This window comes from Paenibacillus sp. 4624 (genome assembly GCF_050435065.1).
Classification (GTDB): Bacteria; Bacillota; Bacilli; order Paenibacillales; family Paenibacillaceae; genus Paenibacillus; species Paenibacillus amylolyticus_D.
Genome location: NZ_JBNDJR010000020.1, coordinates 38,928 through 54,494, shown reverse-complemented (window position 1 = coordinate 54,494; position 15,567 = coordinate 38,928). Strand labels below are relative to the sequence as shown.

The following is a 15,567-nucleotide window of genomic DNA, read 5'->3' as shown; positions in this document are numbered from 1 at the left end:
ATAAAGAACCACGCATACAGGTGTAGGTAGCGCCGAGTTTTCCGAAAGTATCTTTATCACATTGAAAACATCTAATTTCTTGCATGTCATGTCTTGATCCATTTATATCCGAGTAAACGAGTAGGTATTTGATTATTTTCATCTTATCAACGTTACACGTCATTGTCAATATGAGTACTCAAAAAAATACTTTGCCTTGGGTCCTTAGACCGTAGACAAAGTATTTTTATCAAGATGCAAGTTCTATAAGACAGGATAGTTATCATTTATCGTTTCAGGAGGCAGGAATTTCGGAGATGATCACAGCCTCGTATTTATCGCGCAGCATCTGCTCTACCTGTGGAAGTGGATCAGCCTGACTTAATGCCAGCTCCATACGAATCTCTTCATGTACTTCCTTTGCTGACTGCTCCTGGCGTTCCGCTTTGTCATTCAGCTTGATGATTGCATAACCATTCTCAACCTTTACCGGACCAGCAATATCACCGATTTTCATATTGGCTGCCCGTTGCAAAATGGATTTAGGTTGGAACGGGTCGTTCTGATCGATCCACCCTAGCTTACCTCCCGCATCTCGGGAGTAACTATCCTCTGATTCGGAGCGAGCCATTTCTTCGAAATCTTTCCCGTTCCGAAGCTCCGTCAACATAGCCTCTGAATCAGACTTTTCTTTCACCACAATAATGGACAGATCATATTTCTCAGGGGTTATATAGTCTTCTCGATGCTCTACCCAGTATTGTTGAATATCGTCATCTTTTACCTGTATACCTGCGGTAGCAATCTTCTCGAGCAGTAGACGGTAACCTGCCTCTAATTCGAGATCCTGCTTCGACAGGCCGAGTTGTGATTTCATCGCATCATAATATGACTTCTCTGAATCATACCCATCCATCGCCTCAGCCATTTCTCTTGCGATCTCTTTGGGAGTAACCACCAAATTGCGTTGAAGGGCCTCAGCAAATACCGCTTTCCGATTCAGCATCTGTAGCAGGATTTCACTACCATAACGTCGTTTTAATGCATCCGTCCAATCTTTATCTGTGATCACTTCACCGTTAATCGTTGCAACCGTACTTCCCTCTTCCTTATTGGCATCAAGAGGTTTCTCTGCGTCTTCTTTTCCCTGATGAAGTACCTGCATCGCCATAACTGTACCCATCACGAGCACACCAAGTGTCAGAATCACAACGGCTGTCCATAATCCTTTTTCCTGTCTGGTCATACCTCATCCCGTCCCCGCATCGATCAATTCTTAGCTTGTTCTAGGATGGCCTCTAGCTGCTCTTTGTTAAAATCATAAGCTTCATTACAGAATTGGCAGACTACTTCGGCCTGTCCCTCTTCTTCAATTAATTGCTCCAACTCGGACTGACCAAGACTGATTAAGGTTTGTTCCAGACGTTCACGAGAACAACTGCAGCTAAAACGAATATCCAGTTCACCCATGACCTGCACATCGGGCAAGAGACGGCGTAACAATTCCTCTAGCTCGAGTCCTTCGTTCAACAAGGTTGTCACCGGAGGCAAGGCACCAATAGCATTCTCGATTTCTGTAATCTCGGGATCAGTGAGGCCTGGGAGAAGCTGAATAATAAATCCGCCCGAAACGATAACCGAGTTATCCGTATCGACGAGTACGCCCACTCCAACCGCCGAAGGCGTCTGTTCCGACTGTGCAAAATAATACGTAAAGTCCTCGCCCAGTTCGCCCGAGATAATCGGAATACTGCCACGGTATGGGTCTTTCATTCCTAGATCCTTCGTGATATTAATGAAACCTTCTGTTCCTACTGCTCCCGCTACATCCAATTTGCCAAAACGATTGCTCGGCAAGTGCACATGCGGATTGGAAACATAACCGCGCACCTCGCCTTTGGCGTTGGCATCAGCTACGATCTGACCGATTGGGCCATCTCCGTTCACTTGTATGGTTAGTTTTTCATCACCTTTAAGCATCGCACCCATAATGGCAGCTGTTGTTACTGTACGCCCCATAGCTGCTGTAGCCGTGGGAAACGTATCATGTCTTCTGCGCAGTTCTTCTACCAGGTCTGTGGTCTGAACGGCAAACGCTCTTACCTTTCCATTCATTGCTGTACCACGGATCAACCGGTCTTGTTTGTTGTTGTTTTCCAAGTCATTCAGCCTCCTTTGGCGTGTCATTTTAATATCCTAACAGAAAAAAACGGCTCAACATTTAAGCTGTAATCCCAGCCTGCTGTATGCCGCCCTTTATATGTCTACCTTTCCCGATTCCGCTCATAGATGACACGTAGCCCCTCAAGCGTAAGCAGTGGATCAACTTTCTCAATGCTACGGGTTTCTTCTGCAATCAGCGTAGCGAGACCTCCTGTGGCAATGACCATAGGCTCAGCCTTCATCTCTTCACGGATTCGTTCAACGATGCCGTCCACTTGGCCGGCATAACCATAGATGATACCTGCCTGCATGGCATGCACGGTATTGCGTCCAATAACCTTCTTCGGCTTCTCCAGCTCAATTCGGGGTAGTTTCGCCGCCCGCTCATAAAGAGCTTCGGTAGCAATGTGAATACCGGGTACAATCGCGCCGCCCAGGTAATGGCCCTTCTCATCAATACAGTCGAACGTCGTGGCTGTACCAAAATCAACGACCACAAGGGGGCCGCCGTATTTTTCCACGGCCGCCACGGCATTTACGATCCGATCCGCCCCTACTTCGCGCGGATTCTCATATCGTAGATTCAGGCCAGTTTTGATACCAGGCCCAACCAGCAATGGTTTTTTGCCCACATATTTCACACACATCGTTTCGATGACACTCACCAGTGGTGGAACCACAGATGAAATTATGACACCCTCGATGTCGCGAACAGAGATACCGGACATATGAAATAAATTATAAATCAATACGCCGTATTCATCCACTGTGGACTGACGAGATGTGCTCAGACGAAAATGATGCAATAGTTCACGGCCCTGGTATACCCCAAGTACGATGTTACTATTGCCCACGTCTACGACTAGAATCAAAGAGGTTCACCCCTCTTTCTTTTCGTTTAAATCCAGGCTGATATCCAAGCTCTCAAAAGAATAGGTTAACCTGCCAACCGAAATTACATCCACACCCGTTTCCGCAATTCCGCGAATCGTTTCAAGCGATACATTACCGGATGCTTCTACCTTCACATGCGGAGCCTGCTCACGGATCAGGGCGACTGCTTCTCGCATCCGATCAGGTCGCATGTTATCCAGCATAATGATATCTGCTCCAGCTTGCAAGGCTTCCTGTACCTGAGTTATATTTTCCGTTTCAACTTCAATCGTCATCGTATGCGGAATAACTGCCCGTGCTCGCTGAACAGCCTCGGTAATACTGCCTGCACCTTTAATATGATTGTCTTTGATCATAACGGCATCATACAGTCCAAACCGATGATTGGCTCCACCACCTACACGTACAGCATACTTTTCTAGCAAGCGATGACCTGGTGTTGTTTTGCGTGTATCGACAAGTCTGGTCTTCAATCCTTCAAGGGCATCCACGTAGGAACGTGTTCGGGTAGCAACACCCGACATGCGCTGTAACAGATTAAGTGCGAGCCGTTCCCCTGTCAGAAGCGAATGTGTACTCCCTTCCACTTCAGCCAGTATGGTGCCAGGAGTAACTACATCACCGTCATTAACTTTTGCCGTATAACGAAGCTCTGGATCTACGACTTGAAAAACAAGCTCAGCAACCGTCATGCCTGCAATGACCCCATGATCTTTGGCATGAATCACTGCCTTAGATTGGCTGTTTGCCGGAATGGTCACATTCGTTGTGACATCCCCTGCACCTACATCTTCACGTAGCCAGCCTTTAATCGTCTCAATAAGTTCCTCATTGTATCCGTTCAGTATCATGACATCCATTCCTCCACAATCGCTTGTTCTCGCTGCTGCAGACTATGCTTCTGCCATATTTTATCGTCCCTTGCCGGGAAGTCCTCACGGTAGTGTGCTCCACGACTTTCCTCACGGTGCAGCGCTCCGCTGGTTACGAGCCATGCACAAGTCAAAAGATTGGCATACTCCAGTTCTTCCCTTTGTGTAAGCTTCTGATCAAAAAAAGATAACTCCTGTTGCAATTTATCTATAGCCTGCCTTAGACTGGTTCCATTTCTTCGCAGTCCCACTTGACGAACCATCATCTTTTGCAGACGTAAACGTCTTTCGGATACCGGCTTGGAATGTTGTTGTTCTTTTGCACGGTTAGTATTCTTACTTTCCTTACCCAGAGATTTCACATCTCTTCCAAGTGAACCTTCGAGTGCCGGTAACGAATGGATACGATCCACGATTCTGCGGCCAAATACAATCGCTTCAGATAAGGAATTGCTCGCTAGTCGATTGGCCCCGTGCACTCCGGTAGAGGATACCTCACCACAGGCAAATAAACGGGGGATACTGCTCTCACCACTCAAATCCGTCTTTACTCCGCCCATCATATAATGTGCCGCAGGTGCAACTGGAATCCAATCTGTAGTCATGTCGAGACCGTATCGCATGCAAGTTTCGTAAATGGTAGGAAAACGATGTTTCACCATCTCCGGTCGCTCATGGGTAATGTCGAGGTAAACAAAGATACTGTTTGTCAGTTCCATCTCGCTGACGATTGCTCTAGCTACAATATCACGAGGCGCCAGTTCAAGCTGGGGATGATATTTCTCCATGAATCGCTCACCCTTCACGTTGCGAAGGTAAGCACCTTCCCCGCGTACTGCTTCAGACACCAGGAAGCGTGGAGCTCCCGGGTAACATAAGGATGTCGGGTGGAACTGGATAAATTCCATATCACGAACTATAGCCCCCGCACGGTATGCCATAGCTACCCCATCAGCTGTAGCTACATCCGGATTCGTCGTATAGCGGTACAACTGTCCTGCCCCGCCTGAGCAAAGCACTGTTGCTTTTGCTTTGACAAACACCTTTGATCCGTCTTCTTTCAGAATCAGAGCGCCGATACATTCTCCTCGATCCGTAATCAAATCCACCACAAAGTGCTCATCCCAAACGTCAATGCCCGGATGCTCGTGAACCTCAACAGCGAGCGCTCTTACGATCTCATATCCAGTTGCATCCCCATTGGCATGTAAAATACGGCGGTGGCTGTGCGCACCTTCCTGCGTCAACGCCAACTCGCCGTTCTCCAGATCAAACAATGTCCCCAGACGAATCAGTTCTCTGACACCGTCCGGGCCCTCATTCACCAATACTTCAACTGCTTCGGATCGGCATAAACCTGCTCCTGCAACAAGAGTATCTTGCAAGTGGTACGCAGGAGAATCATCCTCAGCAATAACAGCCGCAATCCCGCCCTGCGCATATCTGGTGTTACTCTCAAGTAAAGACTTCTTCGTAATCATCAGTACAAGATGCTGTTCGCTAGCCTTAATTGCGGTAAACAGGCCAGCAATGCCTGAACCGATCACCAGCACATCGGTCTCCACCATCGGCAGCGCAGAGAGGTCAAAATTATATATATATTGCGGTATCATCTTATTCACCTGTCTCGGAGCAAGAGTAACGCATGTTACTTCACCAGTAACATGCGCTCTAGTGATTCTCTGGCTTTATCAGCAACAGCCGGTGGAACATAAATCTGCGGTTTCATCGTTTCCAGACATTTAACCAGCTTCTTCAGGTTGTTGACCTTCATGTTTGGACATACCAGAAACTTGGTTGCAAAATGGAACTGTTTATCCGGACTGTCAAGGCGAAGCTGATATCCTGTGCCATCCTCCGTGCCGACAATGAATTCCTTAGTGGAGGATTTCTTGCAATATTCCAAGATCGCTGTTGTACTGCCTACAAAGTCACCCATCTCTACAACTTCAGGGCGACATTCCGGGTGCACCACAAACTCAGCATTTGGATACTTAGCCTTCATCTCAACAACATCTTTTACCGTGAGCATATCGTGTGTATTGCAGTAACCTTCCCAGATGATCATCTTTTTGTCGGTGTGCTGCTGCACATAATGTCCTAGGTTTTTGTCCGGTACCCAGATGATTTCCTCTGAATCTACGGACTGGATTACACGAACAGCATTCGCTGATGTACAGCAAATATCTGTTTCTGCTTTGATCTCAGCCGAGGAATTAATATAGGTGACTACCTTGGCGTTCGGATGCTTTGCCTTCAGCTTACGTAATCCATCCACGTTCACCATATCTGCCATTGGGCAGCCCGCACGTTCATCAGGGATCAAAACGGTTTTGCTAGGAGCCAGAATTTTAGCGCTTTCACCCATAAAATGAACACCACAGAATACAATAACATCCGCATCTGTCTGTGCCGCCTTTTGGGCCAGCAGGAAAGAATCTCCACGGAAATCTGCGACTTCCTGTACTTCATCACGTTGATAATAATGAGCAAGAATAATGGCATTACGTTCCTTCTTGAGTTCCATCAGCCGCTCACGCAGCTCACGATTCATCTCAGCCTTGCGCTCTAAAGCCAGAGCTTCCACCTGTGATCCTCTCCTTATCGGGACAGCGCCAAGCACTGTTTCATGGGCTAACCTATGTCATAATGTTCGCTGGTGAAACGAATCACAAGCGGTTTAACAACTAATGTACACAACGTTCACGACTCTGTCAATAAATGAAAAAAGGCAGGATATACTGCTCTATCCCCCTTATGCTATCTGGTTCGCCATTTAGCTCTTGATTATCTGTTTCTTCTCCACATGAATAAAAACTACAAAAAAAGAGAGCCGCATGGGCTCTCTTTTCTTTCCGATAACATGACCGGGGACCTGACATATTAAGATGTCGGCTTTGTACCGCCATCATTAGGATCGTTGTTCCCTTTATCCAAGTCAGGAGCTTCGTTTGGAATATCTCCAGCCGGTGGCTCAGACGTTTCATCTTTACCCTGAATGCGTACGCGAACATCGCCGATGTTATCCACGATTGGCTCGCCGCCTTCATTTGGCGTACCTTCTCCCGAATTGTCTTCGTCTGCTTTTGGTGTCAGGGAACCTGTTTCGATCAATTGCTTGATCTGATCCATTTCCAGTGTCTCCACTTCAAGCAGTGTTTCTGCGATCAGATGCATCTCTCTCGTATGTTTTGTAAGGAGAGCTTTACACTTCTCATAACAGTCGTTAATAAAACGCTGCATCTCTTGGTCGATCTCATATGCAATGGAATCCGAGTAATTCTGTTCATGACCGATATCCCGTCCAAGGAATACCTGTCCTTGTGAACTTCCGAATTGCATTGGACCCAGTTTCTCACTCATACCGTATTCCATAACCATGCTGCGCACGATACCTGTCGCTTGCTGGAAGTCACTATACGCACCGGTACCGATCTCACCGATAAATAGTTCTTCCGCCACGCGACCCCCGAGAAGTCCAGTTACCTTATCCAGCAACTCCTGTTTGGTAACGAGCATGCGGTCTTCTTTTGGCAACATGATTACATATCCACCCGCACGTCCGCGCGGAATGATGGTCACTTTATGTACCATATCAGCATGTTCCAGGAAGTATCCTACAATGGTATGGCCTGCTTCGTGATAAGCAACGATGCGTTTCTCTCGATCACTGATGACACGGCTTTTCTTCTCCGTACCAACGATGACACGGTCAATCGCCTCATCCACTTCACGCATGGAAATATCTTTTCTGTTACGGCGTGCTGCGAGCAATGCCGCTTCATTCAGCAAGTTCTCCAGATCTGCACCCGAGAAACCTGTTGTACGCTTCGCAATAATGTCCAGTTTCACATCTTTCGTGAGTGGTTTGTTACGGGAGTGTACTTTCAGAACAGCTTCACGGCCTTTAACGTCTGGACGATCCACTGTGATTTGACGGTCAAAACGGCCTGGACGCAACAATGCAGGGTCCAGAATGTCTGCACGGTTCGTTGCAGCAACGATGATAATACCTTCGTTTGCACCGAATCCGTCCATCTCAACGAGCAATTGGTTAAGGGTTTGTTCACGTTCATCGTGTCCGCCGCCAAGACCAGCACCACGCTGACGTCCCACTGCATCAATCTCATCAATAAAGATGATACAAGGTGCATTTTTCTTTGCATTTTCGAACAAGTCACGGACACGTGATGCACCGACACCGACAAACATTTCGACGAAGTCAGAACCGGAAATGCTGAAGAAAGGTACCCCTGCTTCACCAGCTACAGCACGAGCGAGCAATGTCTTACCTGTACCTGGAGGACCTACGAGCAATACCCCCTTCGGAATACGTGCCCCAACGGCTGCGAACTTCCGAGGGTCCTTGAGGAAGTCTACGACTTCAACAAGCTCTTGTTTCTCCTCGTCTGCACCCGCCACATCTTCAAAAGTAACGCGCTTCTTCTCTTCATTGTAGAGGCGAGCACGACTTTTACCAAAGTTCATTACTTTACCGCCGCCGCCTTGAGCCTGATTAAACAGGAAGAAGAACAGCAGGAACATAATGATCAAAGGAATAAAGGAAGTCAGCAACGTCAACCAGATGCTGTCACCTTTCATTGGTTCCTGATGATATTCAAATTTGTTAGCTTCACTTGCAGCTACAAGTTCGTTAATTGCCTCATCCGTAGGAGGAATATACGTTGAGAAATTTTCTGATTTGGCCCCATCAGGTGCTTGTTTGTATCGGCCGGTCACGAGATATGTCTGACCGTTGAATTGAACAGTCACTTCGGCGATATTATTGGCTTTAACCTCAGCACGAAACTGATCATATCTAGGGTTTTCTATAACATCGTTTCCATCTGTGATAAATCTAACTAAACCCACCACAACTAAAAAAAGAATCAAATAAAAACCAGAATTCCGGATGAACCGATTCATCCCCTACCTCCTCTCGAGACACTTTAATTATTTTAACATAGCCCGACATGGCTTCTCAATAGAAGCCAAGAACAGCTCAAGGCTTGGGCCTTACAGGATATTAGCTTGTGTAGATTTCTGGTTTCAAAATCCCGATATAAGGCAGATTCCGATAGTGCTCGGCATAATCCAAACCGTATCCCACGATGAAGGCATCAGGGATATCAAAGCCAGTGTAATGAGCTTCCAGTTCCACTTTGCGGCCGGATGGTTTATCGAACAGTGTAACCACACGGACAGTTTCAGCACCGCGGTTTTCCAAAAGTTCAATTAAATAGCTGAGCGTAAGTCCACTGTCGATAATATCTTCGACAATCAGAACTTCACGTCCTTCAACGGATACATCCAGATCCTTGATGATTTTGACAACACCGGATGACTTGGTCGACGCACCATAACTGGATACGGCCATAAAATCCATCTCAACCGGTACCGTTATGTTTTTAACCAAATCAGCCATAAATATAAACGCACCTTTGAGCACGCAAATGACCAAAGGGTTCCGGTTAGCATAATCGGCACTAAGTGTTGCGCCTAATTCCTTAACCTTACTCTGAATTTCTTCTTCACTGATCAATACTTCCTGAATGTCGTTCTGCAACTGTGCGAACCTCCTAAGTTATACTATGAAAGCCTTACTTGAACCATAACCACTACCCCTGAATCGCTGAATCGCCTACAGTCATGTACAGGATTGCGGAAGTGCTCTCCCTGACAGGAGCCATATCGGACCGGCGAACACCCGGTAACCAGATGACATTGCCTGCTCCATCACACACCACAGGAATGCGTGGTCTGACAGATGGGGGAATTTTCTCGTCGATGAAAATATTTTTCACCTTTTTGCTTCCGTTTAATCCCATTACCTTCATGGTATCTCCAGGTAACCGTGAACGTACGACCAACGGCATCTGAAGCCCATCCGCATCAAATGCGGCTTGATCAGCCGATTCCGGTACATGATAGTTTTCGGGACTCATCGGCGTCAACCGAATATATCGGTTAATTTCGGTGAGTGAAAGCTCGTAAGTTCCGCTCCATTGTGCAAGACGATACTCGTAAGATTGACCCTTTACGCTTGTTCGTTGGCCAAAAGAGATCCGATCATACTCCCGGGTACAAGTAAGTGTCTGTCCTATATCCAGACTCCAAGTTGTCCCTTCGATCTCCATGACCTTGCGCCGAATAGTTTCAATACGGGTAAAGTCGACAAAATCACTGTCCAAAGGCAGATAATTCAATATTAGTTTAATCAACCTTCGTTGTAAAGCGACATGTAACTTCAAGAAGGAAGGCACCTCAAAGGTCTGCCTTCCGCCGTTCACCTGTACTAGACACCTGTATGTGTCATGAGTACTCTGCTCCATGAAATCGTCTTCGTCACCCACAATTTCGGCAAGTCGATTCAGTGACGGCGTGAGTTGTCCATTATATTGCCCCAAAAAAGGAAGCACATCCAGACGAATCGCATTACGCCGATATTTTCGTTCATCATTGCTCTTATCACGAAAATAGGTAAAACCCTGTGTATTACAAGCTTCTACAAGGTCCGTCTTGTTTATACGAAGGCATGGACGGATAAGTTCCACATTTTTTTCGCGGCGTTTGAACTTCATGCCTGCCAGTCCCGAAAGCCCGCTGCCCCGTAGCAAATGAAGCATAACCGTCTCGGCCTGATCATCAGCATGATGAGCCAAAGCAATGCTTGCTGCACCATACTTATCAGCCACTTCATGCAAGAAGGCATAACGCCGATTACGCGCCGCCTCCTGTGGACCCTGACCTGTTTGTTTCATATAGGAGGGTATGTCGGCTTTGACCCACTCAAAGGCAAGACCAAGCTGACGTGCCATATCCATCATCTGACGGGCTTCTTCATCCGACTCAGCCCGAAACCCATGATGTACGTGGGCACAGATTAATTCAATCGGCACATGTTGCTTGCTAATCTCATGCATGATATGCAAAAAAGCTACCGAATCCGGCCCGCCCGATACAGCGACGACAATCCGATCTCCGGGAACCCATAACTGATGCTCTTCCGCTGCATCCAGTACGTTATTCACCAGTGTCTCCCAGCGTAAAGCTTCCATACCTGTTCCTCATTCCTTGCGTTATGTATATGCACCCCCAACATCAAAAACGCAGTGCATAGATAAGTACACCGATAAGTAGAATTACCGATAGAGCAAATGCATTTTTCAGCCATCGCGGTGTGTTGCTTCTGGAACGACGACGCACCTGTGCGGGGCGTGCCATCAATTCCTTCCACGATTTTGCAGCATGGTCTGCATTCGGGAATTGTCCCCGGAGCGCATCAATGATCCACCCACGAAAAGGGACCAGCCGTTCGCTTTTCTCCACCAACATCACGAGTTGATTCACATTCCGCAATTGCGGGAGCCCATTTGCAGCCAAAGATTTCAACGCATCCGCTTCTAAGATATGAATCATCAGCAGCGCATAGGCAAACACGTCGTACGTTGCATCTGCGGTTCGGCTACCAGCATTCCAAAATCCCCGGTCATACCATTCCGTGAATTGTTTAACACTTCGTCCAATGGACGTTACTCCGCCATAATCAATCAGTTCGACATACCCGTAATCGGACACGAGTACATTCTGAGGTTTAAGATCGCCAAACACCCAGCCTGCCTGATGTAATTGAGCGAGTCTCTGTAACAATCTTAATCCAACCAGCAGTGTCCAGTCCGTTCCCTGACGCCGAATAAAATGATGAAGAGCCTCGCCCCGAACGTAGCGCATCACATAAAAAGGAATGTCCCGTCCATGAACGGCATAGTCATCCACATCTTTAAGATAGGAAGGAATGCCGCTCTGCCGAAGGGCTTCATGATGACGCTGTAACTGAAATGATTTGAGTACATTAATCTCCGATTGCAAATCAACCGGATCAAATCCCATTTTAAGCGCATAATGTTTGCCATTCTCTCCAAGCTGGACGAGGAAAACAACCCCATTGGCGCCTCTGCCCAGCAACTTTCGAATCGTATACCGGCTTCGGTTCCATTTTCCCGTAATGACCGTTCCCGGCGGGAAAGAGGCATCAGACAACGTTGTCACCGAGCATCCCTTCTCTTTCAATGCGATAGTTCCCTTCTATTTCCTGCTGTTCCTCCAGTGTACCATAACGGTAAAAATCAATCACCTTCTGAATTGCAGGGCCTGTCGGCGTTGCCCCCTTTGTCTGCAACCGTCCAAACAAGGAACGAACACGCCCGGGATCATCCGTCCAGTCGATGTCCATTACCGCATCCTCTCCGCTGTGGCGGCCTGGAAAATGAAATACAGATAACCGACTTTGTCCTACTCGAGCCTGCAGGCTTAACATCAAATCCCGAATCCCTTCTTCTACTGCTGCCAATTTCGGTTTCATACTAGCACTGACGTCAATCAGAAGCGTAACCTGCAGGGCAGCATTTTCCGTCAGGTTGTCAATCACTTCCACCACTTGCGAGCGCTGGGATGGCTCCAAATCCGTTACTGTCTTGGTGCCCTTCTCTCCCAAAATTTGTGTTAACTCTCTATTAACCGCCTGTTGGATGGTCTGAACCACTGTTTTTCTCGTCATCATCTGCATCGTGTGGGCAAGCTGTCGTGTGCCTACAATTTGGCTAATACCCCCACCAGCTCTAGCGATATCCTCGATCTCCCGACTACCTAACTCGCCAATCGTACCATAATCAATTACACCTACAACATTGACTGTAATACCCTCTTCGCGTGCCTCGGCCGCTGCCAGTACCGGGCTTACCCCCACATTGGAACAACCGTCGGTGATTAACAAAATTTGTTTCATCCGATATCCCTCCGTTTTTCGTACTCTCCAACTCTATGACTAGCATTGCCAGATTGAAGAGAGTTCAAACGGATCGAGTTGTTTGGGTCATGGAATGGGTTAGACTATGGATCCAATCCCTGATCATGCGCATCTGCACCCGAGCACTTAACTTACGGTGCGAGGACGCTCCATCCGATTAATACCAGGCACACGTAAGGTGGCCCACTCCGGGCGATAATGTTCAACTTTGCCAACTACGACAGTCATGTCATCCAAAATCTCTTGCTGCTGATAGCGGATAACACTCTCAAGCAAGCAATCTGCGAGTTCCTGCGGGTCATCTGTATGAATCTCCTGAATAAGTCGTTTCATCCACATCTCTTTATTAACCGCATATCCTGGAGCATCATAGATGCCGTCTGTCATCATGATCAAGATATCACCCGGCTGTAACTGAAGAGTGACCAGATCCACTTCAATATCTTTAATGATACCAATTGGCAAATTGCTCGCTGAAACTTGAATAACCTCCTGTCCACGTTTGATAAAGCTTGGTGTTGAACCAATTTTCATAAACGTTGTCTCTGCCGTATATTCATCGATCAGTGCCATATCAACTGTGGCATACATCTCCTCTGGAGAACGTAGCATCAGCACAGAATTTACAGATTTGATTGCTAATTTCTCGTCCATTCCCGATTGAAGCAGTTGCTCCAAAATATTTAATGCAGCACTGCTCTCCATGCGAGCCCTTTCCCCGTTGCCCATTCCGTCACTAAGTGCCACTGCAAACGTACCATTGCCGAGTTCCACAGTACTGAAGCTATCTCCTGACATCACATCGCCTCCTTTGGCGGCGGCTGCTACACCTGTTGTAATCTCGAATGTCTTCGCTGAACCGAAGGTTACGGTCGCCAGCCCCTGACGAGGATCAGTCATGGTCTCATGCAACACAGCAATATGCTCGTCCAGCACGTTAGAGATCAGCGGAGCGATCATTTTACGGCATTCATCGAATCCTCTTGTATATGCATGTACAATCTCAATCTCCACATTGCCAGCTTCCAGATTAATAATCTCTATAGAATGAATAGATAGTCCCAATGACTCCAGTGCATCCCGAATTTGTTCTTCCTGCTGTACCATCTCCTCACTTTCACGTTGAATTTCTTTGGCCAGGTCCTCCATCACCTGTGATACTCCCGACAATTGCTCAGCAACCAGCTGACGACTGTCCATAATTTGGCGTTTCCATTGCATATTATGTTGATGCAGGCCATATTGGGCGCGCATCACTTCAAGTACCTCCTCCGGCTTGGCACACACCCGGTTCCATTCCACCGGAATTTGGTCCCCTGACATCTCCGGGTTTGCCTCAATGGAACTCATCACATCGGTCATGTAACTATACGTTTGAATAAACTTCGCATCCCAGCATTGCGCACGCTTGAAGCACCCTGCACAAGTACCCTCAGCAACTGCGTTCATGAAGTGATCCATCCCGCCTTCTTTATGTGCCGGCTCCCCCGTACCGGACATCTGATCGAAGCTGCGTGACAACTGACGGAATACCTGTGAGAAGCGCGTTACTCGCTCCGCCGTAATATCCCGAATACGTTTCGCATATTCATGCTGGGATTTGGTATGATCCTGTGTGCCGGGTACGTATTTGGAGATGGCTGTGAACATGCTTTTTGGTGTTAGCATAAACAGGACGATAGCTGCACACGTTTCCCACAAGGAATTCACCACGTCGCTTGGGCCACCCAAATAAATCGATAGAATAGATGAACCCAGCAACATCCCTAGGGCAACCCCCATACGTTTCCCCTCACGAAGCATACCTGCCAACATCCCGGCAAAAGCAAGCAAACTCATCTGATACACGGCAGACATATCGGCTAGGCTCAGAATTAACCCTGTAATCACTCCAACCGATGCACCGAGGGGGGCTCCTCCCACTAGCGCAAAGACGAGAATAAGATACCTGGAAAGCATATGCTCCACCGAAAGGGACTGAATCGTCCACCCAACTGCCCCGGTCATCACGGAAGCCAGAAGAATGATCAGGCACAGGATTTCCTCGTTCTTTAGGCTGAACTTTTTTTTGCGATACGTAAAAATGGGAATGGCCTGAATGAACACCAGGGTTAATACGAAACTTAGCACGGAATCCATGGTGAGCATCATCATCGCATACCAACTGAATGAAGGCCCAATCACAACGGCGAATAGTTTCACCATAAAAGTTGTCGTAAACACCATCGTTGGTGCATAAGATAATTCAGAACGATCGTAAGACTCGAGCCCTCGAAACAACAGATAAAAGATGGCAAGCTCAGAAGCCACAATCAGCGAAACCGGAAATGGTGCAAACAGACTCCCTGCGAGTAATGCCGCACCAACGGGTATGATATAATCCCTGCGCATAAAAGCAATGACTGCAAAGTATGCAATGGCAAAAGGAGATAATTCATTCAGGATCATCGCCTTTCCCAGTAAGAATCCCATAAATGTAAGTAGCAAAAGCCACTTACGAGATACCATAGCCTGGACAGCCTTGCGGGAACCCAGCCATTGTTTCAGACGTACTGACAGCTCCTCCCGAGCTGTAGCACCTCCTTTGCCTGTTTTCATCCCCGGAAATTGAATGACATTCCACTTCTCCATCATGCTCAAGGCACCCCATTCGATTAATTTGATTTCTTGTTTCACTCTCGATGGTTCTGATTATAAATAGAATAGAAGACGTAGTTTGTCAGAATAGCTGGACGAGCTTCAAAAAGTTTACGACAAAAGAAACCGCTGTGGCGCGATGGTGTTTAACCCTCGGCCTTATTGTGCTTTCCAGCATTTTTGAGCAGTCGGTTGAACGGTGGCATGTCTGATTTT

General features: G+C 47.3%; 12 protein-coding genes. All 12 read right to left on the bottom strand.

Annotated elements, in window-relative coordinates; genetic code table 11:
* Positions 1 to 274: 274 nt before the first annotated feature.
* Positions 275 to 1,225: a peptidylprolyl isomerase gene (locus tag ABIE27_RS28940; RefSeq protein ID WP_123067041.1), complete on the bottom strand. Its 951-nt coding sequence runs from the start codon at positions 1,223 to 1,225 to the stop codon at positions 275 to 277.
* Positions 1,226 to 1,248: 23 nt separating this feature from the next.
* Entirely contained in the window at positions 1,249 to 2,166 is a 918-nt protein-coding gene (gene hslO / locus ABIE27_RS28935) for an Hsp33 family molecular chaperone HslO (protein ID WP_123067042.1), read from the bottom strand.
* Between the two features lie 77 nt (positions 2,167 to 2,243).
* Entirely contained in the window at positions 2,244 to 3,014 is a 771-nt protein-coding gene (locus ABIE27_RS28930) for a type III pantothenate kinase (protein ID WP_123067043.1), read from the bottom strand.
* Positions 3,015 to 3,020: 6 nt separating this feature from the next.
* Positions 3,021 to 3,887 carry a carboxylating nicotinate-nucleotide diphosphorylase gene (nadC, locus tag ABIE27_RS28925; RefSeq protein WP_429352081.1) on the bottom strand — a complete coding sequence of 289 codons (867 nt, stop codon included), beginning with the start codon at positions 3,885 to 3,887 and terminating at the stop codon, positions 3,021 to 3,023.
* Positions 3,884 to 5,521, bottom strand: coding sequence for an L-aspartate oxidase (gene nadB / locus ABIE27_RS28920; protein WP_123067045.1), 1,638 nt, complete (start codon positions 5,519 to 5,521; stop codon positions 3,884 to 3,886). Before nadB ends, nadC begins: the two co-directional genes overlap by 4 nt.
* A 35-nt stretch (positions 5,522 to 5,556) precedes the next feature.
* On the bottom strand, positions 5,557 to 6,495 hold the full coding sequence (nadA, locus tag ABIE27_RS28915; protein WP_123067046.1) for a quinolinate synthase NadA: 939 nt from the start codon (positions 6,493 to 6,495) through the stop codon (positions 5,557 to 5,559).
* Positions 6,496 to 6,791: 296 nt separating this feature from the next.
* Positions 6,792 to 8,834: an ATP-dependent zinc metalloprotease FtsH gene (ftsH, locus tag ABIE27_RS28910; RefSeq protein WP_123067047.1), complete on the bottom strand. Its 2,043-nt coding sequence runs from the start codon at positions 8,832 to 8,834 to the stop codon at positions 6,792 to 6,794.
* 100 nt (positions 8,835 to 8,934) lie between these two features.
* Positions 8,935 to 9,474 (bottom strand): hypoxanthine phosphoribosyltransferase, encoded by a 540-nt coding sequence (hpt, locus tag ABIE27_RS28905; RefSeq protein WP_123067048.1) that lies wholly within the window; start codon positions 9,472 to 9,474, stop codon positions 8,935 to 8,937.
* A 52-nt stretch (positions 9,475 to 9,526) separates the two neighbouring features.
* Complete coding sequence (tilS, locus tag ABIE27_RS28900) at positions 9,527 to 10,966, bottom strand: tRNA lysidine(34) synthetase TilS (protein WP_123067049.1); 1,440 nt, start codon at positions 10,964 to 10,966, stop codon at positions 9,527 to 9,529.
* A gap of 43 nt (positions 10,967 to 11,009) precedes the next feature.
* Entirely contained in the window at positions 11,010 to 11,957 is a 948-nt protein-coding gene (locus ABIE27_RS28895) for a protein kinase domain-containing protein (RefSeq protein WP_123067050.1), read from the bottom strand.
* A complete protein-coding gene (locus ABIE27_RS28890) occupies positions 11,941 to 12,693 on the bottom strand; it encodes a VWA domain-containing protein (RefSeq protein ID WP_123067051.1) in 753 nt (250 codons plus the stop codon). The genes ABIE27_RS28895 and ABIE27_RS28890 overlap by 17 nt, the downstream gene beginning before the upstream one ends.
* A gap of 147 nt (positions 12,694 to 12,840) precedes the next feature.
* Positions 12,841 to 15,348 carry a stage II sporulation protein E gene (gene spoIIE / locus ABIE27_RS28885; RefSeq protein WP_192895165.1) on the bottom strand — a complete coding sequence of 836 codons (2,508 nt, stop codon included), beginning with the start codon at positions 15,346 to 15,348 and terminating at the stop codon, positions 12,841 to 12,843.
* Positions 15,349 to 15,567 lie beyond the last annotated feature (219 nt).